The 22915-nt window shown below is 64.6% G+C and carries 20 protein-coding genes, 1 tRNA gene and 1 pseudogene; 13 read left to right on the forward strand and 9 right to left on the reverse strand.

Annotated features, from left to right (window positions below; translation table 11 throughout):
* Positions 1-179 precede the first annotated feature (179 nt).
* A complete protein-coding gene (tusA, locus tag B2790_RS21645; RefSeq protein ID WP_003248727.1) occupies positions 180-422 on the forward strand; it encodes a sulfurtransferase TusA in 243 nt (80 codons plus the stop codon).
* A gap of 60 nt (positions 423-482) precedes the next feature.
* Positions 483-1625, forward strand: a complete 1143-nt coding sequence (gene pdxB, locus B2790_RS21650; RefSeq protein WP_025338308.1) for a 4-phosphoerythronate dehydrogenase PdxB — start codon at positions 483-485, stop codon at positions 1623-1625.
* Between the two features lie 188 nt (positions 1626-1813).
* On the opposite strand, the gene B2790_RS21655 is transcribed toward pdxB, so the two are convergent.
* Positions 1814-1987, reverse strand: a complete 174-nt coding sequence (locus B2790_RS21655; RefSeq protein WP_170978823.1) for a PA1571 family protein — start codon at positions 1985-1987, stop codon at positions 1814-1816.
* Between the two features lie 213 nt (positions 1988-2200).
* On the opposite strand from B2790_RS21655, the gene B2790_RS21660 reads away from it, so the two are divergent.
* The 4 genes and pseudogenes from B2790_RS21660 to mqo all read left to right on the forward strand — a co-directional run bounded on the left by B2790_RS21660 (position 2201) and on the right by mqo (position 7622).
* Positions 2201-3964, forward strand: coding sequence for an ABC transporter transmembrane domain-containing protein (locus B2790_RS21660; protein ID WP_137163335.1), 1764 nt, complete (start codon positions 2201-2203; stop codon positions 3962-3964).
* 765 nt (positions 3965-4729) lie between these two features.
* Positions 4730-4840: pseudogene (locus B2790_RS25115) on the forward strand (hypothetical protein); the annotation flags it as partial.
* Between the two features lie 228 nt (positions 4841-5068).
* On the forward strand, positions 5069-5773 hold the full coding sequence (locus B2790_RS25120) for a methyl-accepting chemotaxis protein (protein ID WP_371257960.1): 705 nt from the start codon (positions 5069-5071) through the stop codon (positions 5771-5773).
* Positions 5774-6047: 274 nt separating this feature from the next.
* Positions 6048-7622 carry a malate dehydrogenase (quinone) gene (gene mqo, locus B2790_RS21670; protein WP_085617216.1) on the forward strand — a complete coding sequence of 525 codons (1575 nt, stop codon included), beginning with the start codon at positions 6048-6050 and terminating at the stop codon, positions 7620-7622.
* A gap of 200 nt (positions 7623-7822) precedes the next feature.
* Here mqo and B2790_RS21675 read toward each other — a convergent pair.
* Positions 7823-7899, reverse strand: a tRNA-Pro gene (locus tag B2790_RS21675).
* Between the two features lie 80 nt (positions 7900-7979).
* Complete coding sequence (locus B2790_RS21680; protein WP_025338312.1) at positions 7980-8201, reverse strand: YgdI/YgdR family lipoprotein; 222 nt, start codon at positions 8199-8201, stop codon at positions 7980-7982.
* A gap of 188 nt (positions 8202-8389) precedes the next feature.
* Here B2790_RS21680 and moaB point away from each other — a divergent pair, with 188 nt between their 5' ends.
* Both moaB and glp read left to right on the forward strand, forming a co-directional pair.
* The gene (gene moaB / locus B2790_RS21685) at positions 8390-8929 is read left to right on the forward strand and encodes a molybdenum cofactor biosynthesis protein B (protein WP_025338313.1); all 540 of its coding nucleotides are present in this window, start codon (positions 8390-8392) and stop codon (positions 8927-8929) included.
* Between the two features lie 22 nt (positions 8930-8951).
* Positions 8952-10139 carry a gephyrin-like molybdotransferase Glp gene (glp, locus tag B2790_RS21690; RefSeq protein ID WP_286919782.1) on the forward strand — a complete coding sequence of 396 codons (1188 nt, stop codon included), beginning with the start codon at positions 8952-8954 and terminating at the stop codon, positions 10137-10139.
* Positions 10140-10148: 9 nt separating this feature from the next.
* Here the strand turns inward: glp and B2790_RS21695 are convergent, their stop codons facing one another.
* Positions 10149-11375, reverse strand: coding sequence for a glycosyltransferase family 4 protein (locus B2790_RS21695; RefSeq protein WP_075044210.1), 1227 nt, complete (start codon positions 11373-11375; stop codon positions 10149-10151).
* A 269-nt stretch (positions 11376-11644) separates the two neighbouring features.
* On the opposite strand from B2790_RS21695, the gene yegS reads away from it, so the two are divergent.
* Positions 11645-12532: a lipid kinase YegS gene (gene yegS / locus B2790_RS21700; protein ID WP_286919713.1), complete on the forward strand. Its 888-nt coding sequence runs from the start codon at positions 11645-11647 to the stop codon at positions 12530-12532.
* Here the strand turns inward: yegS and B2790_RS21705 are convergent.
* From B2790_RS21705 to B2790_RS21715, 3 genes are all read right to left on the reverse strand, one after another.
* Positions 12516-13175, reverse strand: a complete 660-nt coding sequence (locus tag B2790_RS21705; RefSeq protein ID WP_025338317.1) for a response regulator — start codon at positions 13173-13175, stop codon at positions 12516-12518. The two genes, yegS and B2790_RS21705, sit on opposite strands and share 17 nt — an antisense overlap.
* On the reverse strand, positions 13165-14061 hold the full coding sequence (locus tag B2790_RS21710; RefSeq protein ID WP_084785094.1) for a sensor histidine kinase: 897 nt from the start codon (positions 14059-14061) through the stop codon (positions 13165-13167). The genes B2790_RS21705 and B2790_RS21710 overlap by 11 nt, the downstream gene beginning before the upstream one ends.
* 375 nt (positions 14062-14436) lie before the next feature.
* Positions 14437-14946 (reverse strand): hypothetical protein, encoded by a 510-nt coding sequence (locus B2790_RS21715; protein ID WP_025338319.1) that lies wholly within the window; start codon positions 14944-14946, stop codon positions 14437-14439.
* Between the two features lie 350 nt (positions 14947-15296).
* Between B2790_RS21715 and B2790_RS21720 the strand changes: the two genes are divergently transcribed.
* Together B2790_RS21720 and B2790_RS21725 are read left to right on the forward strand one after the other, a co-directional pair.
* Positions 15297-16232 (forward strand): chemotaxis protein CheV, encoded by a 936-nt coding sequence (locus B2790_RS21720; protein WP_013971705.1) that lies wholly within the window; start codon positions 15297-15299, stop codon positions 16230-16232.
* Positions 16233-16288: 56 nt separating this feature from the next.
* The gene (locus tag B2790_RS21725) at positions 16289-17092 is read left to right on the forward strand and encodes an MOSC domain-containing protein (protein ID WP_286919714.1); all 804 of its coding nucleotides are present in this window, start codon (positions 16289-16291) and stop codon (positions 17090-17092) included.
* Positions 17093-17222: 130 nt separating this feature from the next.
* Here the strand turns inward: B2790_RS21725 and B2790_RS21730 are convergent, their stop codons facing one another.
* Positions 17223-19148, reverse strand: coding sequence for a transglycosylase SLT domain-containing protein (locus B2790_RS21730; protein WP_075044214.1), 1926 nt, complete (start codon positions 19146-19148; stop codon positions 17223-17225).
* A 221-nt stretch (positions 19149-19369) separates the two neighbouring features.
* Here B2790_RS21730 and B2790_RS21735 point away from each other — a divergent pair, with 221 nt between their 5' ends.
* Positions 19370-21298 carry an ATP-binding cassette domain-containing protein gene (locus B2790_RS21735; protein ID WP_286919715.1) on the forward strand — a complete coding sequence of 643 codons (1929 nt, stop codon included), beginning with the start codon at positions 19370-19372 and terminating at the stop codon, positions 21296-21298.
* Between the two features lie 124 nt (positions 21299-21422).
* On the opposite strand, the gene B2790_RS21740 is transcribed toward B2790_RS21735, so the two are convergent.
* Positions 21423-21863 carry a universal stress protein gene (locus B2790_RS21740; protein ID WP_013971709.1) on the reverse strand — a complete coding sequence of 147 codons (441 nt, stop codon included), beginning with the start codon at positions 21861-21863 and terminating at the stop codon, positions 21423-21425.
* 110 nt (positions 21864-21973) lie between these two features.
* On the opposite strand from B2790_RS21740, the gene B2790_RS21745 reads away from it, so the two are divergent.
* Positions 21974-22411 carry a hypothetical protein gene (locus B2790_RS21745; protein WP_084785095.1) on the forward strand — a complete coding sequence of 146 codons (438 nt, stop codon included), beginning with the start codon at positions 21974-21976 and terminating at the stop codon, positions 22409-22411.
* The last annotated feature ends 504 nt before the right edge of the window (positions 22412-22915 follow it).

Here is a 22915-nt window from a genome sequence, read left to right on the forward strand (position 1 = left end):
GCCCGTCACCTCCCTCCGCAAGCCCTCTGCTCGGCCTCCTGAAGTCGCGAAGATCAAGATCAAGATCAAGATCAAGATCAAGATCAAGATCAAGAGCAAGAGCAGGGCGCGTCTTCACAGGCGGTGCTTGGACCACGTCGCGCGATGCGCGACAATAGCGATCATTTGCGGAGTCCCCCATGACCGATTTCACCCCCGACGCCATCCTCGACGCCACCGGCCTGAACTGCCCGGAACCGGTGATGATGCTGCACCAGCACGTGCGCAACCTGGCCGCTGGCGGCCTGCTCAAGGTCATCGCCACCGACCCCTCGACCCGCCGCGACATCCCCAAGTTCTGCAACTTCCTCGGCCACGAACTGCTGCAGCAGCAGGAAGACGCCGGTACCTTCCTGTACTGGATCCGCAAGAAAGCCGACTGAGCCGCTCTGGAACACGCCCGGCGTTGCGCCTACACTGCGTTCCCCAGACAGGAGAGCGCCATGCTGATAGTTGCCGACGAGAACATCCCGCTGCTCGATGCCTTCTTCCAGGGTTTCGGCGAAATCCGTCGTTACCCGGGCCGAAGCCTCGATGCCGCCAGCGTAAAGGACGCCGACATCCTGCTGGTGCGCTCGGTGACCAAGGTCGACCGCCAGTTGCTCGAAGGCAGCCGCGTGCGCTTTGTCGGCACCTGCACCATCGGCACCGATCACCTCGACCTGAACTACTTTGCCGAGGCCGGCATCCACTGGAGCAGCGCACCGGGCTGCAATGCCCGCGGCGTGGTCGATTACGTGCTGGGCAGCCTGCTGACCCTGGCGGAACTGGATGGCGTGGCACTGCCCGAGCGCGTGTATGGCGTGGTAGGCGCGGGTGAGGTGGGTGGCCGCCTGGTGCGGGTGCTGCACGGCCTGGGCTGGAAGGTACTGGTATGCGACCCGCTGCGCCAGGCCGCCGAGGGCGGTGACTACGTCAGCCTCGAGACCATCCTGCAACAGTGCGATGTGATCAGCCTGCACACCCCCTTGCAGCGTGGCGGCGAGCACCCGACCTGGCACCTGCTGGGCCAGGCGCAGCTGGCGCAGTTGCGCCCCGGTGCCTGGCTGGTCAACGCCAGCCGTGGCCCTGTAGTGGACAACGCCGCCCTGCGCGAACTGCTGCTGGACCGCGAAGACCTGCATGCGGTGCTGGATGTGTGGGAGGGTGAGCCGCAGGTCGACCTGCAACTGGCCGACCTGTGCACATTGGCTTCGCCGCACATTGCCGGCTACAGCCTCGACGGCCGCCAGCGTGGTACGGCGCAGATCTACCAGGCGCTGTGCCGCTTCCTCGGTGTGGATGAACAGGTGCAACTGGCCGACCTGCTGCCCCGGCCGCCGCTGGCGCAGATCGAGCTGGATGCCAGCACCGACCCGGCCTGGGCCTTGGCCACCCTGTGCCGCGCGGTGTACGACCCACGCCGCGACGATGCCGATTTCCGCCGCAGCCTCAGCGACGACCCGCAGCAGCAGCGTGCAGCGTTCGACCAGTTGCGCAAGCAGTACCCGCCACGGCGCGAGATCGAAGGGCTGGCGGTGCGCTTGCGCGGGGAGTCGCCGCAGTTGGCGCAGTTGGTCAGTGCCTTGGGTGGGGTGTTGGTCTGACAGCCTTTTGAAAGCTGTACCGGCCTCTTCGCGGGCTTGCCCGCTCCTACAGGGACCACACAGACCCTGAGGTCAATGGGGGACCTGTGGGAGCGGGCAAGCCCGCGAAGAAGGTTGAGCTGATCTGTCAGGACTATCCAAGGCAAATAAAAACCCGGCGCAAGCGCCGGGTTGCAAGAATTCGCCGATCAACCTTTGCGTACGCGCTCTACCCGGCTTTCTTCCAGCGCCTTGCAGGCCTTCTGGATCATCTGCTCGGTGATCGGTACTTCGCGCCCCTGGGCATCGATGATCGAACCGCACACCTGCGGCTGAGGGGTAGTCCGGGGCTTCTGGTTGTCGCTGCCATGCTGCAAGCTCATGTATTGTCTCCTCATCAGGTTCAAGCGCAGGTTAACCCTGTGCCGTGACTGGCCTGTGACAGTACCTGCAGGGTCACGGCAGGCACAGTCGAACAGAAACGGCGGTAAAGCTCCATAGCCTGGTTAGACCGATAGGCTATAGCAACCCTGCAAGGGTTCCACAGGCGTGGATGAGTGGTAGGCTGCGGTTTCCCCGCCAATGTGGTCAGCGCCATGCCCGAATCGGTTTCCCCGCGTCAACGCCGCGCCTTGCGCCTGGGTTGGCAGTTTGTCCGTCCGTACCGTCGCCAGGTGCTGCTGGCCTTGCTGGCCCTGGTAGTCACCGCCGCCATCACCCTGTCCATGGGGCAGGGTATCCGCCTGCTGGTGGACCAGGGCTTCATGACCCGCTCCGCACATCAGCTCAACCAGACCATCGGCCTGTTCCTGCTGCTGGTGGTGGCACTGGCTGTGGGTACCTTCAGCCGCTTCTACCTAGTGTCGTGGATCGGCGAGCGCTGCGTGGCCGATATCCGTCGGGCCGTGTTCGACCACCTGATCGGCCTGCATCCCGGGTTTTTCGAAGACAACCGCAGCTCCGAGATCCAGTCGCGGCTGACCGCCGACACCACCTTGCTGCAATCGGTAATCGGCTCTTCGCTGTCGATGTTCCTGCGCAACGCGCTGATGGTCATCGGTGGCGTGGTGTTGCTATTCATCACCAACCCCAAGCTCACCAGCATCGTGGTGGTGGCCCTGCCGCTGGTGCTGGCGCCGATCCTGCTGTTCGGCCGCCGGGTACGCAGCCTGTCGCGGCAGAGCCAGGACCGGGTGGCCGATGTGGGCAGCTATGTGGCCGAGACCCTCGGGCAGATCAAGACCGTGCAGGCCTACAACCACCAGGCGCATGACCGCGAGCTGTTCGCCGGCACGGTGGAAGCGGCGTTTGCCGTGGCCCGGCAGCGGATTGCCCAGCGCGCCTGGCTTATCACCCTGGTGATCGTGCTGGTACTGGGAGCGGTGGGAGTGATGTTGTGGGTTGGCGGCATGGACGTGATCGCCGGGCGCATTTCCGCGGGCGAGCTGGCCGCCTTCGTGTTCTACAGCCTGATCGTAGGCAGTGCCTTCGGCACCCTCAGCGAGGTGATCGGCGAGTTGCAGAGGGCGGCGGGCGCCGCCGAGCGCATTGCCGAACTGTTGGCGGCGCGCAGTGCGATCCTGCCGCCCGCCGTGGCGCAGGTGCTGCCGCAGCAGCGGGCCAGTGGGCGTATCGAGCTGCAGCAGTTGGTGTTCGCCTACCCGTCACGGCCCTCGGTGGCGGCTGTCGATGGCCTGAGCCTGACCATCGAGCCGGGGCAGACCGTGGCGCTGGTGGGCCCGTCGGGGGCGGGCAAGTCGACCTTGTTCGATTTGTTGCTGCGCTTCTACGACCCCCAGCAGGGGCGCATCCTGCTTGATGGCCGGGCGATCACCGAACTCGACCCCGATCACCTGCGCCAGCAGTTCGCCCTGGTGGCACAGAACCCCTCGCTGTTTCGCGGCACGGTCGAGGCCAACATCCGCTATGGCCGGCCCGAGGCGACCCTGGCCGAGGTCGAGGCAGCCGCCCGGGGTGCCCATGCCGACGCATTCATCCGGCAATTGCCGCAGGGCTACCAGACACCGCTGGGCGAGGGCGGCATCGGCCTGTCCGGCGGGCAGCGGCAGCGCCTGGCCATCGCCCGTGCGTTGCTGGTCGATGCGCCGATCCTGTTGCTGGACGAAGCCACCAGCGCACTCGACGCGCAAAGCGAACACCTGATCCAGCAGGCGCTGCCCAGCCTGATGGCCGGGCGCACCACCTTGGTGATCGCCCATCGCCTGGCTACGGTCCAGCATGCCGACCGTATCGCGGTCATCGACAAGGGCAGACTGGTGGCGGTGGGGACGCATCGCCAGCTGATCGAAGAGAGCCCGCTGTATGCCCGGCTGGCGGCCTTGCAGTTCACCACGGGGTAGCTTGTAGTGGCGTTGTAACATTTCTGTAGTATTTGCCTGAGAGTATCTAGCTCAACTGTTGCGTAAGTGCTCGACCTGGCTGCCATTGCTTGATGGCAGCCTTTTTTGTGGCCTGCCAGTAACCGGGCTGCGTTGCACCCCATTGCCAACTTGCGCGGCCCCCGGTCTTCCTCCTGCTTTCCGAGATCCAAGATGTTGCGTAAATCCCTCAGAGTGCAAATCCTCTCCCTGCTCGGCGGCAGTCTGGTGGCGATGTTGCTGATCGCCCTGGTGTGCTTCCAGTTCCTCTCCTCCAGCGTGCGCGGGTACGCCGAGCTGGTCGACGGGCCGCTGCGGGCCTCGCAGTTGATCGACGAAGCCAACCTGCAGTTCAAGATCCAGGTGCAGGAGTGGAAGAACGTGTTGTTGCGCGGGCGCCAGCCGGCTGACATGGACAAGTACTGGCAGCAGTTCCAGGCTCGCGAGCAGCAGGTGCAGCAACTGCTCGGGCAATTGATCGACAGCAGCGACGCGAGGCTCAAGGCGCCGTTGCAGCAACTGCGTGACAGCCACCGGCAGCTGGGCCAGGCCTATGCGCAGGGTCGCCAGGCATTTATGGCGTCGGGCAGCGACCCGGTAGCCGGCGACCAGGCGGTCAAGGGCGTGGACCGCGCCGTCAGCGAGCAGATGAGCGAACTGGTCGAGCAACTGCGTGCCGAAGCCCGTCAGCATGCCGCCAGCCTGAGTGCCGGCGCCGAGCGCACGGTATGGCTGGGCTTGCTGGTGATGCTGGCTTCGGCCGTGCTGGTGGGGCTGCTCAGCCTGTGGTTGGTCAACCGCAGCCTGGTCGAGCCGATCCGCCAGTTGATCGACTATGTCGCGCAGTTGAGCCAGGGCCGCTTTGCCGCCCGGGTAGACAGCCGCCGCGAGGACGAACTGGGGCGCCTGGCGCGGGCCGCCAACACCCTGCGCGATTTCCTCGCCGACACGGTCGGCCGGCTGCAGGACAACGCCCAGGAACTGGAAGGTGCCAGCGGCCAGCTGCGCAGCATCGCCGGCGACATGGCCCGTGGTACCCATGACCAGTTCCAGCGCACCGACCAGGTGGCCACGGCCATGCACGAGATGTCCGCCACCGCCCAGGAAGTCGCGCGCCACGCCGCCGAGGCCGCCCGCGCGGCGGACGACGCCGACCACAGTGCCCAGGCGGGCGAGCAGGTGATGCAGCAGACCATCGACATCATCGGCGCGGTCAACCGCGAAATTGCCGGCACGGCGGCGGTGATTCGCGATCTGGAGCACGACAGCACGCGCATTGGCAAAGTGCTCGAAGTGATCCGTGGCATTGCCGAGCAGACCAACCTGCTGGCGCTCAACGCGGCCATCGAAGCGGCCCGTGCCGGCGAGGCCGGGCGAGGTTTTGCGGTCGTCGCCGACGAAGTGCGCAGCCTGGCCCAGCGCACGGCGGCGTCGATCGCCGAGATCCATCAGATCATCGAAGCGGTGCAGTCTGGGGCGGTGGAGGCGGTCAAGGCCATCGAAAGCGGCCAGCAGCGCAGCGAGGAGGGTGCCGAGCAGGTGCAGCAGGCGGGGCAGATGCTGCAGCGCATCACCCTGGCAGTGGAAGCGATCCGCGACATGAACCGGCAGATCGCCACGGCGGCCGAAGAGCAGACCAGCGTGGCCGAGGACATCTCGTGCAACCTGATCGAAATCACCCGCATCGCCACGGCCAACCAGCAGGCGGTGCAGCATACCGAACAGGCGGGGCAGCGCCTGCATGGGTTGTCGGGGCAGCTGGGTGAAGTCACCTCCCGCCTGAGCGCCTGATCTTTCAAAGGGGCCGCTGCGCGCCCCATCGCCGGCAAGCCAGCTCCCACAGGGACGGTGCAGGCCTGCTCTTTGTGGGAGCTGGCTTGCCGGCGATGGGGCGCGTAGCGGCCCTCGGGGGGAAACCCGCCATCTGACAAGGGCAAGCTCTTTCCCATTGGCGGATTGTCGCCATCTACTCCATTGCCCGCCCCCTGTATTCACTGCTCCAGACTCAGTTGGCACGTTCCCTGCTCAAGGCGGCGCGCGTGTACACAACAACTGGATAACATCAATGAAGAAATTCCTGCTGACGTTCCTCTGCCTGGGCGTCATCGGCTGCTCCAAACCCGCGGAGCCGGAAAAGACCGTCGATGTGCTGCTGATCGGCGGTGGCATCATGAGTGCCAGCCTGGGCACCTACCTCACCGAGCTGGAGCCTTCCTGGAAGGTCGACGTCTACGAACGCCTGGACCAGGTGGCCGAAGAAAGCTCCAACGCCTGGAACAACGCCGGTACCGGTCACTCCGCGTTCTGCGAGCTGAACTACACCAGCGTCGGCAAAGACGGCAGCATCGACATCAGCAAGGCCGTTGGGGTCAACGAGCAGTTCGAGGTGTCCAAGCAGTTCTGGGCCTACCAGGTCGAGCAGGGCGTGCTCAGCAACCCGAAGTCGTTCATCAACAACGTGCCGCACATGAGCTTTGTCTGGGGTGACGACAACGTCGCCTTCCTGCACAAGCGCGTCGACGCCCTGCAGCACAGCTCGCTGTTCCGCGGCATGGAAATCTCCGAAGACCACGAGCAGATCCGCAAGTGGGCACCGCTGGTGATGGAAGGCCGTGACCCGGAGCAGAAAATCGCCGCCACGCGCATGGCCATCGGCACCGACGTGAACTTTGGCGAAATCACCCGCCAGTTGTTCGCGGCGATGACCCGCAACCCCAATGTGTCGCTGAACCTGCGTCATGAAGTGCGCGACATCGTGCGCAACGACGACGGCACCTGGCATGTGCGGGTGGCTGACCTGGCCAACGGCGGCGAGGAAAAGGCCGTCAACGCCCGCTTCGTGTTCATCGGTGCCGGTGGTGGCGCGCTGAAGCTGCTGCAGAAGTCGGGCATCCCTGAAGCCGAAGGCTATGCCGGCTTCCCGGTCGGTGGCCAGTTCCTGATGACCGACAACCCCGACCTGGTCGCCCGCCACCAGGCCAAGCTGTACGGCAAGGCCTCGGTCGGCGCGCCGCCGATGTCGGTACCGCACCTGGACACGCGAATGATCGATGGCAAGCAGGTGCTGCTGTTCGGCCCGTTCGCCACCTTCTCCACCAAGTACCTCAAGCACGGCTCGCTGCTGGACATGTTCGCCTCGCTGAACAGCCACAACGTGCTGCCGATGGTCAACGCCGGTATCGACAACATCGACCTCAGCACCTACCTGATGGGGCAGTTGATGCTCAGTTTCGATGACCGCATGAACGCGCTGCGCGAGTACTTCCCCAATGCCAAGAACGAAGACTGGAAGCTGCTGCAGGCCGGCCAGCGGGTGCAGGTGATCAAGAAGGACCCGGTACTGGGCGGTGTGCTGCAGTTCGGTACTGAAGTGGTGGCGGCCCAGGACGGCAGCATCGCTGCATTGCTGGGGGCATCGCCGGGTGCCTCGACCGCGGCGCCGATCATGCTGACCGTGCTGGAAAAGACCTTCAAGGACCGTATCCAGTCGCCAGCCTGGCAGGCCAGGCTCAAGGAAATCGTGCCAAGCTATGGGCAGAAGCTGAACAACAACCTGGCGCTGACCAACCAGACCCGGGCCTGGAGCAGTGAGCGCCTGCAGTTGCTGTATGTGCCGGTGGAGGCCGAGGTGTCGCACTGACACATGTGGGAGCGGCCTTGTGTCGCGAAAGGGTCGCAACGCGGCCCCAGGATTTCTGCCAGGCTGCACAAGTTGCTGGGGGCTGCCTTGCAGCCCTTTCGCGACACAAGGCCGCTCCCACAAGGGGGCGCGCGCTGGGGCGGGGCACTTTTCAAGGCACAACAAAAAGCCCGCACTAGGCGGGCTTTTTGACGAGGATTTGGTCGGAGAGACAGGATTCGAACCTGCGGCCTTCTCGTCCCGAACGAGACGCGCTACCTGGCTGCGCTACACTCCGATGAAGGAAATCCTACTGCATACTTTTTTTGCACGCAAGCCCTTGTTGTTAAAAGGGCCTTTGCAAAAAACAGGCTGCGATCAGAGCTCTTTGACGGTGCGGATCTGGTCCTTGTTCAGGCGTGTGCGCTTGCCGTCCAGCTGCTCGAATTCGTAGAAACCGGAGTCTTCATCGAACTTCGGTGTGTCGGTGGCCTGGATTTCGCGACCGTCGTTCAGGGTAATGACGGTTGGCGATGCGCAGCCAGCGAGGGCGCCCAGGCCCAAGGCGAGCAGGAAGGCGGGTAGGGTCCGTTGAATCATCGTGTTTCTCCAGTGCGATGGTGCTAGATGACATTAAGACGCAGGGCGTCCACGCAAGTTCCGTCTACAGTGCAGCATAGCGGCAAACCCGGGGCATTGATCGAGGGCAAGGGCCACGGGCGTCACGCTGTGATGGGCGCGTGCTGTGTTATAACTGCGGCCATCCCATCTTCTTGTGACGGACCCCCATGAAAGCCAAGGCAGATACCCCCTTCGTGCCGCTGAACATCGCCGTGCTCACGGTCAGCGACACCCGTACTTTCGACACCGATACCTCCGGCCAGCTGTTCGTCGACCGGCTGAGCGCGGCTGGCCATCGCCTGGCCGAGCGCGTGCTGCTGAAAGATGACTTGTACAAGATTCGCGCCCAGGTCGCCACCTGGATTGCCGATGACAGCGTGCAGGTGGTGCTGATCACCGGCGGCACCGGCTTCACCGGCCGCGACAGCACGCCCGAGGCCGTGGCCTGCCTGCTGGACAAGCAGGTAGAAGGCTTTGGTGAGCTGTTCCGGCAGATTTCCGTGGCCGACATCGGCACCTCCACCGTGCAGTCGCGCGCCCTGGCCGGGCTGGCCAACGGTACCCTGGTGTGCTGCCTGCCAGGTTCGACCAACGCGGTGCGCACCGGTTGGGACGGTATCCTCGCCGAGCAGCTGGATGCCCGCCATCGCCCGTGCAACTTCGTGCCGCACCTGAAGCAGGCAGCGGCCTGCGACAGCCGTGGCTGAGGTCCGCCAGGCCCGGCCGCTGATGCCGGTAGAACAGGCCCTGGAGCAGCTGCTGGCTTTGGCCGAAGCGGCACCGATCCGCGACACCGAGAACCTGCCGCTGGCCGAGGCCGAGGGCCGTGTGCTGGCCACCGACCTGGTGGCCTCGCTCGACCTGCCGCCTTGGCCGAACAGTGCCATGGACGGTTACGCCCTGCGCCTGGCTGACTGGCAGGGCGAACCACTGCCGGTCAGCCAGCGGATTTTCGCCGGCCATGCGCCGCAGCCGCTGCAACCGGGCACCTGCGCGCGCATCTTCACCGGGGCACCGCTGCCCGAAGGTGCCGACTGCGTCGAGATGCAGGAAAACACCGAAGTGGCGGAGGATGGCCGGGTACGCTTTCTCGAAGCGCTGAAGACCGGGCAGAACATTCGTCCCCAGGGCCAGGAAACCCGCAAGGGCGAACAGGTGATGAGCGCCGGCACCCGGCTGGGGCCGATCGAGCTGGGCCTGGCCGCGACCCTGGGCCATGGCCGGCTGGACGTGGTGCGCAAGGTGCGGGTGGCGGTGTTGTCCACCGGTGACGAACTGGTCGAACCCGGCCTGCCGCTGGGGCCGGGGCAGATCTACAACAGTAATCGCCGGCTGCTGGTCAGCTGGCTGCAGAGGCTGGGCTGCGATGTGGTCGATGCGGGCATCCTGCCGGATGACCTGGCACGCACCCGCAGCTGCCTGGCCGAGCTGGGCGATGTCGACCTGATCCTGTCCACCGGCGGTGTCTCGGTGGGGGAGGCCGACTACCTCGGCGCCGCCCTGCGCGAAGCTGGCGAGCTGGCTTTGTGGAAGCTGGCGATCAAACCGGGCAAGCCGCTGACCTTCGGCCACTTCCAGGGCGTGCCGGTAATCGGCCTGCCGGGTAACCCGGCCTCGACCTTGGTCACCTTCGGCCTGCTGACCCGGCCCTACCTGTTACGGCGTCAGGGCGTGGCCGATGTCACGCCGTTGCGCTTCGACATGCCGGCCGGCTTTGACTGGCCCAAGGCCGGCACGCGCCGCGAGTACCTGCGCGCCCGCATCGAACAGGGCCAGGTGCGCATCTACAAGAACCAGAGCTCTGGCGTGTTGCGCAGTGCGGCCTGGGCCGAGGGGTTGGTGGAGGTGCGTGAAGGCAGTACGCCGAAGCAGGGTGACAGCGTGCCGTTCATCCCCTTCAGCGAACTACTTGGCTGAGCGGCCCAGTCAGGCACTGGCCAGCGGCGTGGCCTCGGCCGGTGCCGCCAGTGCCAGGCGCATGTGCACGTTCTCCAGTTGCTGGGCGGCCACGCTCCAGTCGTGGCGCTGGCGGGCGAACTGGCGCCCGGCGTCGCTCAACTGGCTCATGCGCCAGGGCTGGTTGAGCAACTGGGTGATCAGCAGGGCCAGCTGGTCGCCATCCTCACTGCCCAGGTAGTGCTCACCATTGTTCGCGGCCAGGCCTGAAACGCCTTTGCCGGTGGTGATCACCGGCAAGCCGGCGGCCATCGCTTCGAGGATTTTTACCTTGGAGCCACCGGCATAGCGCAGCGGTGCGAAGAACAATGCCGAACGCCGTTGCAGTTCACGCAGGTCGGGGCGGTAGCCGAACCACTCGATGCGCGGGTCGTTCCAGTGCAGTTTCCAGCTGGCCGGCATGGCATGCCCGGCAATCGCCAGGCGCACTGCCGGGTTGCTCATCCAGACCTGCGGCATGATGTCTTCCAGCGCCCATTCGATGGCCTCCAGGTTGGCGCCATACTCGAAGTTGCCAACGAACAGCAGGCGCTGGCTGTGCAGCGCGGGTTGCACGTGCTGGTAGAAATCACAGTCCACGCCATTGACCACCACGTTCACCGGGCGCCCGCTGATCTGCGCGATCAATTCGGCATCGTGGGCGCTGACTGCCACCAGTTCGGTGGGTTGGCGCAAGACCCGCTGTTCCCAGCGTCGATAGCGCCAGCGGTCGAAGGCGTTGAGCGGGCGCAGCCATAGCGGCAGGCGATCGTGGCTGGCGCCACCCATCACCGACTCCAGGGTGTGCTCGCTGAGCATGTACGGCAGCCCGCGTGCCTGCAGGGCCTTTTCGAAGGGCTGGAAACTGTAGCTGTGCTCAATCTGGATCACGTCCCAGGGCTCGTCCAGCAATTGCTCGAAGCGGTGCCGCAGGCAAGGGGCCAGGCCATTGATGATTGCCCGCATGGGGTAGGCGATGATCGGTGAGGCCAGCAGGTTCAGCGGGCTGTGCAGGGGCCGGCGGGGCAGCACGATCAGGCGCTCGAGCAGCGGTTCCAGGGCTTCGCGGGCGGCATCGCCGAGCGGGATCTTCGATTGCACCAGCAGGGTAATCCGGTGGCCCCGCTGTGCCAGTGCGCGTATCAGGTGGTATTGCCGGGTCTTGCTGCCGCTGGTGGTTGGCCAGGGCAGGTACGGCAGTGTCCAGAGAATGCGCATGACCCGAAATCCTCGCTAAAGGCTGCGGATAGCAAGACGCGCCCGTGGGCAGCAGTGGTAGAATCACTGCCGGGGGCGCGTCCGTGGCAATAAAGTGTATCTGCTGAGCATAGCCGTGCATTGCCAGGCGTGTGGGAAAAGACCGGCCGACGCTTGTCGGTTGATGCCCACAATCAATCGCGTTGGCCTGCTATTTTTTCGGGCGCATGCAACGATCCGCGACTGCAAAGGGTCGAGATCTGGGTTGATCACTTCACGGAGGCGCGCACATGCAATGGCGCAAGGCAATGCTGATCCTGCACGGCAAGCAGGCCATGAACGAAGACGTGCGCAGCGCCGTGCATGGCCTGCGCGACAGCGGCTGGGTACTGGATGTGCGGGTCACCTGGGAGGCCGGCGACGCGCAGCGCCTGGTCACCGAGGCGCTGGCCGCCGGCTACGGCCATATCGTCGCCGGTGGCGGCGATGGCACGCTGCGTGATGTCGCCGAGGCCATGGGGCAGGCAGGTACCGAGGCCACCCTGGCGTTGTTGCCGCTGGGCACGGCCAATGATTTTGCCAAGGCCGCCGGCATACCCCTGGAGCCTGCCACGGCCCTGGCATTGCTGAACATACCCGCACGGCCAATAGACCTGGGCCAGGCCGGCGACCAGTTGTTCCTCAACATGGCTACGGGCGGTTTTGGCAGCCAGGTCACGGCCAACACCTCCGAAGACCTGAAGAAAGTGCTGGGCGCGGCCGCCTACCTGTTCACCGGCTTGTCGCGCTTCAGCGAACTGCAGGCAGCCTCGGTGGAGCTGCAAGGGCCGGGCTTCGACTGGCAGGGTGACCTGCTGGCGCTGGGGATCGGCAATGGCCGCCAGGCCGGGGGTGGGCAAGTGCTGTGCCCCGAGGCCCTGGTGGACGACGGCTTGCTCGATATCGCCATCCTGCCGGCACCACAGGAGATGGTAGGGGCGCTGCGTGAGCTGTTGGCTGGCAACGGGTTGTTAGTCAGAGCCAGGTTGCCCTGGGTCGAGATCAAGTGCTCGCAGGGCCTGGACATCAACCTTGATGGCGAACCGGTGCAGGCCGACAAGTTGCGCTTCCAGGCCAGGCCCGCTGCACTGCGCCTGCATCTGCCGGACGGGTCGCCGTTGCTCAGTCGTCCAGGCTGATGATTTTCTCGCGCACGGCGAACAGCACCAGGCCGGCCACGTCATGGATCTGCAGGCGTTTCATGATTTGCGAGCGGTGGGTTTCCACGGTCTTGATCGACAGGCCCAGGCCGGTGGCGATTTCCCGGGTGGACTTGCCACGCACGATCAGGCGCAGGATTTCCAGCTGTCGCGCCGTGAGGTTATGCCGCTCGCCCGCGGGTTGCTTGCCCTGCCTGGCGTGCTGCAGCGCCTGGTTGATGACCGTATGGGCGATGGCTGGGCTGAGGTAGCGCTCGCCGTTGCGCACCGCGGCCAGGGCCTGTTCCAGTTCGGTGGCGCTGGTGTCCTTGAGCAGGTAGCCGTGGGCGCCGCTTTCCAGGGCCCGCATGATCAGGTCCGGGTCGGTGTGCATCGACAGGATCAGCACCTTGCAGGTGTTGCCGCTGGCGCGCAGTTGGGTGAGGGCGTCCAGGCCGCTGGTCGAGCGCATGGAGATGTCCAGCAAGACGATGTCCGGCGCCAGCGTGCGCACCTGTTCGAGCAACTGGCTGCCGTCGTCGGCTTCACCGATCACGTCATAGCCGGGGATGTCGCAAACCAGTGCGCGCACCCCGGCGCGGATCAGCGAGTGGTCGTCTACCAGCAGCAGTCTACAGGTCATGGGTTGCAGTACTCCTGGCGCGTTCCTGGGTGCGCGGTGGCCATGGGAACATTGCCTCGATGCGCGTGCCCAGGCCGAGCTGGCTGGTGATGTCCAGGCTGCCCTGCAACGCGGTTACCCGCTCCTGCATGCCGGCCAAGCCCCGCTGGCCTGCTTCGGCCGGTTGCCTGGCTGGCACGAAGCCGCGGCCATCGTCGTGGATCGACAACGCCAACCCCTCGGGGGTGCGCTGCAGGCGGACGACCAGGTTGCGTGCCTGGGCGTGGCGCAGCATGTTGGTCACGGCTTCCTGGGTAATGCGGAACACCGCCATGGCCACGGCCTCGTCGATGCCGCCCAGGCGCTGGTTGCACGCCAGGCTCCAGTGCACGCCGCTGTTGCCCAGGGTGCGCACCAGGTGCGCGCGCAGGCTGGCCTCCAGGCCCAGGCTGGCCAGCTGCCGCGGGTTGAGAAGGGCGGAGACATCGCGCACGTTGCCCAGGGTGTCATCCAGGGTGCTGCGCAGGGCGTCGCAGTGGCCTTGCAGGTCATCGGGCATACGCTTCTGCAGCCACTGCAGTTGCAGCTTGGCGGCGGTGAGCAGCTGACCGATGTCATCGTGCAATTCCCGGCTCAGGTGCTGGCGCTCGTCTTCCTGGACCTTGAGCATGCGCTCGGCCAGTTCCGCCGGGCGCAGGTTGATCGACCTGGCGCCCAGGGCCAGGTGCACGGCAGCGCCCAGCGTGGCGGCCAGCTGCAGCAGCAGCAGGCTGGCCGGGATCGCCTGGTCGGTCAGGTACAGCGACAGGGTGGCGACCAGCGAGGCCACGCACAGCCCGACCGTCGCCCAGCGCAGCAGGGTAGTGCGGAAGCAGCACCGCAAAGAAGTCTTCAAGCGTGGAAACATAGGTAGGGAAGCCACTGAAGTATTGCTGATGGAGGCCTTGCACAATCCATGTCAGAGGCTTTGGAGCAGTACTTTATATTTTCTTTCGAACACGTGATCTTGCGACCTTGCTGCAGGTCGCAAGCGTTTGTGGGGCCGCATATTACCACTTCGCAGTGCATTGGTCGCGATCGGGTAACGCTATGAAACGCCTGCGGGGCGGGCGCTGGAGGGTGGCAAAGTGCCACTTGGCTTGATCGCACAACAGGCACTTGCCATTGAACTTGCGCGCTGTTGATTCAACTTGGCCCCCGGCAACCTGGAAAACTTCGAGAACTTTCCAAGTTCGACCTGGGTGGGCCTGAATAAACGTGCCCGGCTGCATTTCAAACCAGTTCAATATGTGGCAGATGAGCGGCCGGAGTGCGTGCTGCCTGCCGTCTCGGTATGCGGGTGGATGCACACGCTGCCTTGCTCGTCGCAGGAGGTGCAGGGTTGTGCAAACGTTTGCTGCACGGCCTTGGCCAGTTCACCCAGCAGTACCAGCTGCTCGCCGATGTCCAGGTTGAGTCGCCCGGTGCAAGGGTCGACCAGTTCCAGTTGCCAGGCCAGCAGGGTCAGGCAGGCCCCTACCGCGGGCAGGGCTTCGCGCTGCAGGCGACCGACCTGGCAGGCCGGTGCCAGCAACTGCTGCAGGGCGGTGGTGTAATGGGCGACTTCGCGCAGGCCCAGGTGTGTGGCCTGTCGAGCAAGGTTGTCGAGGGCGTTGTCCAGGCAGTGGCAGGCATCCGGGTCGTTGTCGATCAGCTCCAGATGCTGCAGGCATTCCTGGGCCTGGGTCAGCAATACCTGGGCATCCAGCAGGAACCCCTGCAGGGCGTTATCGAACGACAAGGCGCTGTCCATCATGATGCCCCCGCGCGTGGGGCGGGCGCAGGGGACGGGCACGCCAAAACGATAGCTAGCAAAAGCCTGACTCCATTCATGCAATGAGAATGGCGTCACATTAATGGCTAAAGGATATCGCGAACATCAGGTTGCACCCGATTGTGGCTAAGGGTTTCCCTGATAAGGGCCTCAGGTGGGGAACTTTTACTGTCCCGCTTGATCACCCGTGCTTCCCGCAGTAAAGCATGATGGTAAAGTGATATCAATCGCCTTCACGGCATTTTCCCGCAAGGGTCAAGGTGTGCGTGAAGCCGCCGATACAGGGTGGATGATTTCACTTTTTCCGACTCAAGCCTGGGGGCTTTCCAATGGCTGGCATTCTCGACACGGTAGACCAACGCACGCAACTGGTGGGTGAGAACCGCCTGGAAATCCTGATGTTTCGCCTGGCCGGCCGCCAGCTGTTCGCGATCAATGTGTTCAAGGTGCAGGAAGTGCTGCAACTGCCCAAGCTGACCCTGATGCCCCAGCGCCACGCTTTCGTCTGCGGTGTGGTCAACCTGCGCGGCCAGACCCTGCCGGTGATCGACCTGTCCCAGGCGATCGGCATGCGCCCGCTGCAACCGGGGCCGGACAGCACCATCATCGTCACCGAATACAACCGCTCGGTGCAGGCCTTCCTGGTGGGCGGTGTCGACCGCATCGTCAACATGAACTGGGAAGCGATCATGCCGCCGCCATCCAGCGCCGGACGCCAGCATTACCTGACCGCCATCACCAAGGTCGATGACAAGCTGGTAGAAGTGATCGACGTGGAGAAGGTGCTGGCCGAGATCGTGCCGTACAACGCGCGGGTTTCCGGCGACAAGCTCGCCGACCCGGTGCTGGCCCGTGCCCGTGGCCGCGAAGTGCTGCTGGTGGACGACTCCAGCGTGGCCCTGGCGCAATTGCGCGACACCCTGTCCCAGCTGGGCGTGAAGCTGCACGTGGCCAGTGATGGCCTGAAGGCGCTGCGCATGCTCAAGGGCTGGGCTGACGCTGGTGAGGACGTGTGCGAGAAGCTGCTGATGGTGTTCACCGACGCAGAGATGCCGGAAATGGACGGCTACCGGTTGACCACCGAGATCCGTGGCGATGCCCGTTTGCGCCGGCTGTACGTGGTGTTGCACACCTCGCTGTCGGGTAGTTTCAACGAATCCATGGTGAAGAAGGTGGGCTGCGACAACTTCCTGTCCAAGTTCCAGCCCGATCGCCTGGTCGACGTGGTCAAGCAACGCCTGTTGCTGGATGCCGCTACCGCGTGATCCCGGCCCCTGCCGGGTATAAGCTTGGCGTTTTGGCATGACGCGAGGCGGCAGGGATGTTTCTCAGTGAGCTGTATCGGTACCCGGTGAAGTCGGGGCAGGCGCAACGCCTGCAGGCTTCACCGGTGGGATTGCTGGGGTTGCAGGGTGACCGGCGCTGGATGGTGGTGGAGGAAGAAAACGGACGCTTCCTTACCCAGCGCGCCTGGCCTCGGCTAGGCCAGATCAAGGCTAGCGATGATGACAGCGGCCAGTTGCTGCTGGAAGCACCTGGGCAGGCACCGTTGCGGGTGCCTGTGCCGCCTGCCGATGACGCCCTGCGCGGCGTGACCATCTGGCGCGATACCCTGCGCGTGCCGGATGCGGGCGATGCGGCGGCGGCCTGGCTGAGCCAACTGCTGGGCAAGGCCGTGCGCCTGGTGCATTGCCCGGAGCAGCGCGCGCGTTACCTGCCCAATGGCTATGGCTTCAACAGCGACCGGGCGGCGTTCCCGGACGGTTTCCCGTTGTTGCTGATCGGCCAGGGTTCGCTGGACGAACTTGACCGGCGTATCGGACGGCCCATGGAGATGCTGCGCTTTCGGCCCAACCTGGTGGTGCAGGGGGCTGAACCGTTTGCCGAAGATGGCTGGAAGCGGATTCGTATCGGCAGCCTGGAGTTTCGCGTGCTCAAGCCCAGTGTGCGCTGCATCTTTACCACCATCGACCCGGCTACCGGCGAGCGCAGCGAGGACCGCGAGCCGATGGCCACGCTCAGGACCTTCCGTGAGAAGGAGGGGGATGTGCTGTTCGGGCAGAACCTGGCGGTGGATGGCAGTGGGTGGTTGGAGGTAGGGATGAAGGTCGAAATCCTGGAGTAGCTGTGTTGCCTGTTCCGGCCTCTTCGCGGGCTTGCCCGCTCCCACAGGATCACCACAGCTTTCAAGGCTTGTGGAGTACCTGTGGGAGCGGGCAAGCCCGCGAAAAGGGCCGGCACAGGCTCAGTAGCAATCACATGTCATCGAAATACCGCTCATGCCAATCCACCAGCGGCTGCGGCGAGTTCAGCTTCTGCCCATAGATCACCGAATACGACAGCACGTTCTGTACATACTGGCGCGTTTCGTCGAACGGGATCGACTCCACCCACACATCGAAGCTCAGGTGCTTGGCGCCTTTGAGCCACTGCCGCACGCGCCCGGGCCCGGCGTTGTAGGCTGCCGAAGCGAGTACCCGGTTGCCGTTGAACTGGCTGTGCACCTGGCTCAGGTAGGCCGCACCCAGCTGGATGTTCTTGTCCGGGTTGAGCACCTGCGCCGGGGATGCCAGCGGGATGCTGAACTTGCGCGCGGTTTCCTTGGCCGTGGCCGGCATCAACTGCATCAGGCCGCTGGCACCCACCGGGGAGCGGGCATCCTCCATGAACGCGCTTTCCTGGCGGGTAATGGCGAATACCCAGCTTGAATGCAGGCCGCGGACCTTGGCCTCGCGCACCAGGGTGTCGCGGTGGGCCATCGGGAAGCGGATGTCCAGGTCGTCCCAGTACTGCGCCTGGCTGATGGTGCGAATGGCCGGGAAGTACCAGCGCAGGTCGTAGCCCAGGCGCGCCTGGGCGACCATTTCGTCGCGGGTGAAGTGGCGGCTGACGTGGTACCACTCGCGGCGGCCTTCGACGATCTGGCCGCGGGCGTGGAACTCCAGGGCACGGCGGATGCCCGGGGTGTTGCGTACCTTGTTGACCAGCTGTGGGCTGAGCACCAGCGGCTTGTTGTTCAGCTGGTAAGGGGTCTGTGCCCGGTCGGCGGCGAGGAAGCCGTAGAAGTCACGCTCACGCGCCACGGTCTTGTACAGCAGCGGGATCTGAGGGTTGTTCGGCTGTGCCAGCTCCAGGCTGCGCGCTTGCCAGTATTTCCAGCGGCTGCTGCTGGCCAGGTCCTGGGGCAGGCGGCGGGTCAGTTCGTAGGCGTCTTCCCAACGCCCCAGGCGCAGCAGCAGGCGCAGGCGCCATTCGCTGACGGTGTTGTCGCGCAGTTCGGGGTCGTAGCGGGTCATCAGGTCGAGCGCGCGCGGGTCGTAGCGGCGCGCCAGGGTCAGGCCGATCTCACGGGCGATGGCCACCTTCTCGTCACGGGAAAAGTGCATGCGCTGGGCGTAGTCGTCGAGCAGCGCCATGGCCCGCTCCGGGTCCTGCCGGGCCAGGCGGCGCAGGCCGAGGCTGACCACGTCGGACATGGCTTCGTTGACCGGGGTGAAGCGCGACGGCTGGTTGAGCAGCTCGGGTTTCTGCGCCACATCGACCAGCAGGCGCCCCTGCGGGGCGAGGGTGGTCAGGGTCTTGACCAGGTTGTTGGCCAGGCCGTAGTTGCGCGCCTGGGCCGCCAGCTTGGTGCGTTGCCAGCGCTTGGCCTCGGTCAGCTGGCCCTCGGCCGCCCACATGCCGAACAGCGTGTCGCAGGTGGCCGGCTGCGACTTGCCGACGTTCCATAGTTTGTCGGCCGTGGCAAAACCTTCGGCGCGCAGGCCGTGGCTGAGCTGGTACTGGCCGTTGAGGCAGTCCAGTTCGGTGAAGTTGAGCTTGGGGTCGTAGTACTTGGCGAAGGTGTTCCATTCGCCGCGTTCGGCCAGCCAGCGCAACCAGCGCAGCTTCATCCAGTTGGCCTGGGGCAGGTCGCCATGCTTGGCGAGGAAGCCTTCGATTTCCTGGTTGCTGGCGGTTTTCAGGCGGGCGGTGAGTTCGTCGTAGGCCAGGTAGGGCGTCAGCGGGTAGTCGCTGAGGGCCTGGGCATAGCGCAGGTACGGGCCTTTGTCGCCTTTGGCCAGCGCGCGCTTGGCCTCGTCATAGTATTGGCGTTGCAGGGTAAGGTCGGCGGCCTGCGCCGCGCAGGTGGCGGCGGTGAGCAGCAGGCAGGATGCAATATGTAACAGGCGGCTGCGCATGATACGTCCGGGCAGTTGAACCATGGGGAAGTGACGGCGGAGCCAGCACTGTTGGAAGCTATTGCCTTAGCTTAGCTGTTTGCCGGCGGCGGGTGAAAGCACTGTGCTTGTATCGGGATATTAAGTTCGACCAGATGTCGCAAAGGCCTCGCCGGTTGGCCAGGCGGATGCCGTCGGTGGCCAAGTCAGGTAGAATGCGCGCCCGATTTATGGAGACCAACATGACCCTGCTCAAATTCAGCGATGTGTCCCTCGCATTCGGCGCCATGCCGCTGCTGGACAAAGTGTCCTGGCAGATCGCTCGTGGCGAGCGGGTGTGCATCATCGGCCGCAACGGCACCGGCAAGTCGAGCATGCTGCGCCTGGTCAAGGGCGAGCAGAAGGGCGACGACGGCGAAATCTGGCGTGCCCCGGCCCTGAAGATCGGCGAGCTGCCGCAGGAACTGCCGGTGGCCGACGAGCGCACGGTGTTCGATGTGGTGGCCGCAGGCCTGGATGGCGTGGGCGAGTTGCTGGCGCAGTTCCACCACCTGAGCCTGAACATCCAGGGCGATGAAGACCTGGAAAAACTCATGCACGTCCAGCACGAGCTGGAAGCCCGTGACGGCTGGCGCCTGCAGCAGGTGGTGGAAAGCACCCTCAGCCGCCTGCAACTGCCGGCCGACAAGACCCTGGCCGAACTGTCCGGCGGCTGGCGCCGCCGCGTGCTGCTGGCCCAGGCGCTGGTGTCGGAACCCGACCTGCTGCTGCTCGACGAACCGACCAACCACCTGGACATCGGTGCCATCGCCTGGCTCGAAGAGGCCCTGCGCGGCTTCAACGGCGCGGTGCTGTTCATCACCCACGACCGTTCCTTCCTGCAGAACCTGGCCACCCGCATCCTCGAACTGGACCGCGGCGGCCTGATCGACTGGAACGGCGACTATGCCAGCTTCCTGGTGCACAAGGAGGCCGCGCTGGCCGCCGAGGAAACCGCCAACGCGTTGTTCGACAAGCGCCTGGCTCAGGAAGAAGTGTGGATCCGCCAGGGCATCAAGGCTCGCCGCACCCGCAACGAAGGCCGCGTGCGCGCGCTGAAGGCCCTGCGCGTGGAGCGCAGCGAACGCCGCGAGCGCCAGGGCAAGGCCAACATCCAGATCGAGGCGGCGGAAAAGTCCGGCAAGCAGGTGATGGTGCTGGAAAACGTCAGCTTCCATCACCCCGACGGGCCTGTGCTGGTCAAGGACTTCTCCATGGTCCTGCAGCGTGAGGACCGCATCGGCCTGCTGGGCGCCAACGGTACCGGCAAGACCACCCTGCTCAAGCTGATGCTCGGCGACCTGGAGCCGACCACCGGCAAGGTCGAGCGCGGCACCAAGCTGGAAGTGGCCTATTTCGACCAGATGCGCCACCAGCTCGACCTGGAAAAGACCGTTATCGACAACCTGGCCGAAGGCCGCGACTTCATCGAGATCGACGGCCAGAACCGCCATGTGCTGAGCTACCTGGGCGATTTCCTGTTCAGCCCTCAGCGTGCCCGTACGCCGGTCAAGGCGCTGTCGGGTGGCGAGCGTGCTCGGCTGTTGCTGGCCAAGCTGTTCAGCAAGCCGGCCAACCTGCTGGTGCTTGACGAACCGACCAACGACCTGGACGTGGAAACCCTCGAGTTGCTCGAGGAGGTGCTGTCCAACTACAAGGGCACCGTGCTGATGGTCAGCCACGACCGGGCCTTCCTCGACAACGTCGTCACCAGCACCCTGGTGTTCGAAGGCGAGGGCAAGGTGCGCGAATACGTCGGTGGTTACGAGGACTGGATTCGTCAGGGTGGCTCGCCGAAGCTGCAGGGTGTGACCGAGAGCAAGGGCGGCAAGTCCGAGCTCAACAGCGCGGTGGTGGAGAAGGTCGAGGCCAAGCCGGCGCCTGCGCCTGTTGCAGAGGTGGTCGATGGTTCGAAGAAGAAGCTCAGCTACAAGCTGCAACGTGAGCTGGAAATGCTGCCGGGGCAGATCGACGAACTGGAGCAGCGCATGGCCGAGGCCCAGGAAGAAGTGAATGCGGCGGGCTTCTATCAGCGGCCGATTGCGGAAACCTCGGCAGTGCTGGCCAAGATCGAGAAGCTGCAGGGTGAGCTGGATGTATTGGTAGAGCGCTGGGCCGAGCTGGAAGGCTGATCGGCGTTAGCCTGGCCCGGCCATTTCGCGGGCTTGCCCGCTCCCACAGGATCACCACAGCTTTCAAGGCTTGTGGAGAACCTGTGGGAGCGGGCAAGCCCGCGAAGGGCCGGCACCGGTTGAATCACTCCTTCTTCTGCAACCGCACCGCCAGTACATCGCACGGCGCACCATGCAGCACGTCATTGGCCGTGGAGCCCAGCAGCAACGCCAGGCCGTGACGGCCATGGCTGCCGACCACGATCAGGTCGCACTTCTGGTCCTTGGCCAACTGGTGGATTTCCTGGCGCGGCTGGCCATAGGTCAGGTGCGAGTCGCCGCGGTGGATGTCCGGGTATTTGTTGAACAGGCGGTCCATGCGTTCCTTGGCCTGGTCGAACTGCTGCTGTTGCAACTGCGACAGGTCCATCGGCACATCACCGCCGAACGCCATGGCCATCGGCTCGACGATGTGTACCAGCGAAACCTTGGCATTCGACGGTGCAGCCAGCGCCATGGCACGTTTGATCACCGGGTCGCATTCTTCGGTCAGGTCGACGGCGACCAGAAGATGTTCGTAGGACATGAGCGGAACTCCTGACAATCGCGATAGAAGAAGTATGGTCGCTTTCGGGCGGGTCTTCCGTGAAAAATGGCTAACCAGCTCATTTGCAACGTTTTATGGGAACTACAGATATGACGGTATTGCTGGTGGTGTCAATCCTCGCGCTGATTCTCAGCCCGCTTTCCTGGCTGCGCACCTCGCGCAAGCAGAGCGAGCAGATGAAGCTGCGCCTGGAGGCTCGGCGCATGGGTTTGGCCATGCAGCTGGCGCCGCAGCAGTGGCCGCACTGGCTGGAAAAGGAGCCGCCAAGCCCGTGCCCGCAATACCACCGGGCACGTCGCCGCGGGCATGAGGACAGCTTCAGCTTCTGGCAGATCACCCCGGGGGTGTGGTGGAACCAGTGGCGGGAACCCTGCGAGGACCCACGCTTCATGGAAGCCCTGGCGCGCTTGCCGGCGAGTGTCTACAAGGTCGAGGCCGATGCCCGGATGATCGCGCTGTACTGGACCGAGCGGGGCGATACGGCTGTGTTGCAGGATATTGCCCACGTCCTCGAAGCACTCGCCTGATACCTGTCTGGCACGGTCATTGTGGGAGCGGGCATGCCCGCGAACACCGGCGCAGCCGGTGCCAGCCACCGCGTTGAATTCTTCGCGGGCACGCCCGCTCCCACAGGGAATGCGGAGGTTTCAATAGCTATGAACGACAAAGCGGCGGCTTGGCCGATCCCCTGAAGGGGTGGGGTGCCAAGTCGCCGCTTTGCGTTCTGCTGCGCAGAAAAGGCCAGGCAGGCCGGGTATGCATTCAAGCAAGTGCCAGTGTAGCCGTTCGAGGTCGCCGCGCAAGGCAAAAGCTGCAGCATTCTCCTGCGGTTCATGGTCAATCGCCGACATGAATGGTCAGCAATCACTGTCATCATGTTTTGTACCAAGACGCTACAAAATGACCGGAAAGTCGTGTTTTCACCTTGCTCGCGAGCATTTGACAACGCCGATCTTTTCGGAGAATGTGTGCACACCCAAATCAAACGGGCGTATGAATTGAGCGTTTGTATGTCATGACGCCAAGCCATA

The sequence above is a fragment of the Pseudomonas sp. UBA6753 genome (assembly GCF_002453565.1).
In the GTDB taxonomy this organism is placed as follows: domain Bacteria; phylum Pseudomonadota; class Gammaproteobacteria; order Pseudomonadales; family Pseudomonadaceae; genus Aquipseudomonas; species Aquipseudomonas putida_Z.

Bases quoted from the DNA above. Each gene is read 5' to 3' on its own strand.
- tusA (WP_003248727.1), top strand. From the start codon at position 180: ATGACCGATTTCACCCCCGACGCCATCCTCGACGCCACCGGCCTGAAC.
- pdxB (WP_025338308.1), top strand. From the start codon at position 483: ATGCTGATAGTTGCCGACGAGAACATCCCGCTGCTCGATGCCTTCTTC.
- B2790_RS21655 (WP_170978823.1), bottom strand. From the start codon at position 1,987: ATGAGCTTGCAGCATGGCAGCGACAACCAGAAGCCCCGGACTACCCCT.
- B2790_RS21660 (WP_137163335.1), top strand. From the start codon at position 2,201: ATGCCCGAATCGGTTTCCCCGCGTCAACGCCGCGCCTTGCGCCTGGGT.
- B2790_RS25120 (WP_371257960.1), top strand. From the start codon at position 5,069: ATGTCCGCCACCGCCCAGGAAGTCGCGCGCCACGCCGCCGAGGCCGCC.
- mqo (WP_085617216.1), top strand. From the start codon at position 6,048: ATGAAGAAATTCCTGCTGACGTTCCTCTGCCTGGGCGTCATCGGCTGC.
- B2790_RS21680 (WP_025338312.1), bottom strand. From the start codon at position 8,201: ATGATTCAACGGACCCTACCCGCCTTCCTGCTCGCCTTGGGCCTGGGC.
- moaB (WP_025338313.1), top strand. From the start codon at position 8,390: ATGAAAGCCAAGGCAGATACCCCCTTCGTGCCGCTGAACATCGCCGTG.
- glp (WP_286919782.1), top strand. From the start codon at position 8,952: ATGCCGGTAGAACAGGCCCTGGAGCAGCTGCTGGCTTTGGCCGAAGCG.
- B2790_RS21695 (WP_075044210.1), bottom strand. From the start codon at position 11,375: ATGCGCATTCTCTGGACACTGCCGTACCTGCCCTGGCCAACCACCAGC.
- yegS (WP_286919713.1), top strand. From the start codon at position 11,645: ATGCAATGGCGCAAGGCAATGCTGATCCTGCACGGCAAGCAGGCCATG.
- B2790_RS21705 (WP_025338317.1), bottom strand. From the start codon at position 13,175: ATGACCTGTAGACTGCTGCTGGTAGACGACCACTCGCTGATCCGCGCC.
- B2790_RS21710 (WP_084785094.1), bottom strand. From the start codon at position 14,061: ATGTTTCCACGCTTGAAGACTTCTTTGCGGTGCTGCTTCCGCACTACC.
- B2790_RS21715 (WP_025338319.1), bottom strand. From the start codon at position 14,946: ATGGACAGCGCCTTGTCGTTCGATAACGCCCTGCAGGGGTTCCTGCTG.
- B2790_RS21720 (WP_013971705.1), top strand. From the start codon at position 15,297: ATGGCTGGCATTCTCGACACGGTAGACCAACGCACGCAACTGGTGGGT.
- B2790_RS21725 (WP_286919714.1), top strand. From the start codon at position 16,289: ATGTTTCTCAGTGAGCTGTATCGGTACCCGGTGAAGTCGGGGCAGGCG.
- B2790_RS21730 (WP_075044214.1), bottom strand. From the start codon at position 19,148: ATGCGCAGCCGCCTGTTACATATTGCATCCTGCCTGCTGCTCACCGCC.
- B2790_RS21735 (WP_286919715.1), top strand. From the start codon at position 19,370: ATGACCCTGCTCAAATTCAGCGATGTGTCCCTCGCATTCGGCGCCATG.
- B2790_RS21740 (WP_013971709.1), bottom strand. From the start codon at position 21,863: ATGTCCTACGAACATCTTCTGGTCGCCGTCGACCTGACCGAAGAATGC.
- B2790_RS21745 (WP_084785095.1), top strand. From the start codon at position 21,974: ATGACGGTATTGCTGGTGGTGTCAATCCTCGCGCTGATTCTCAGCCCG.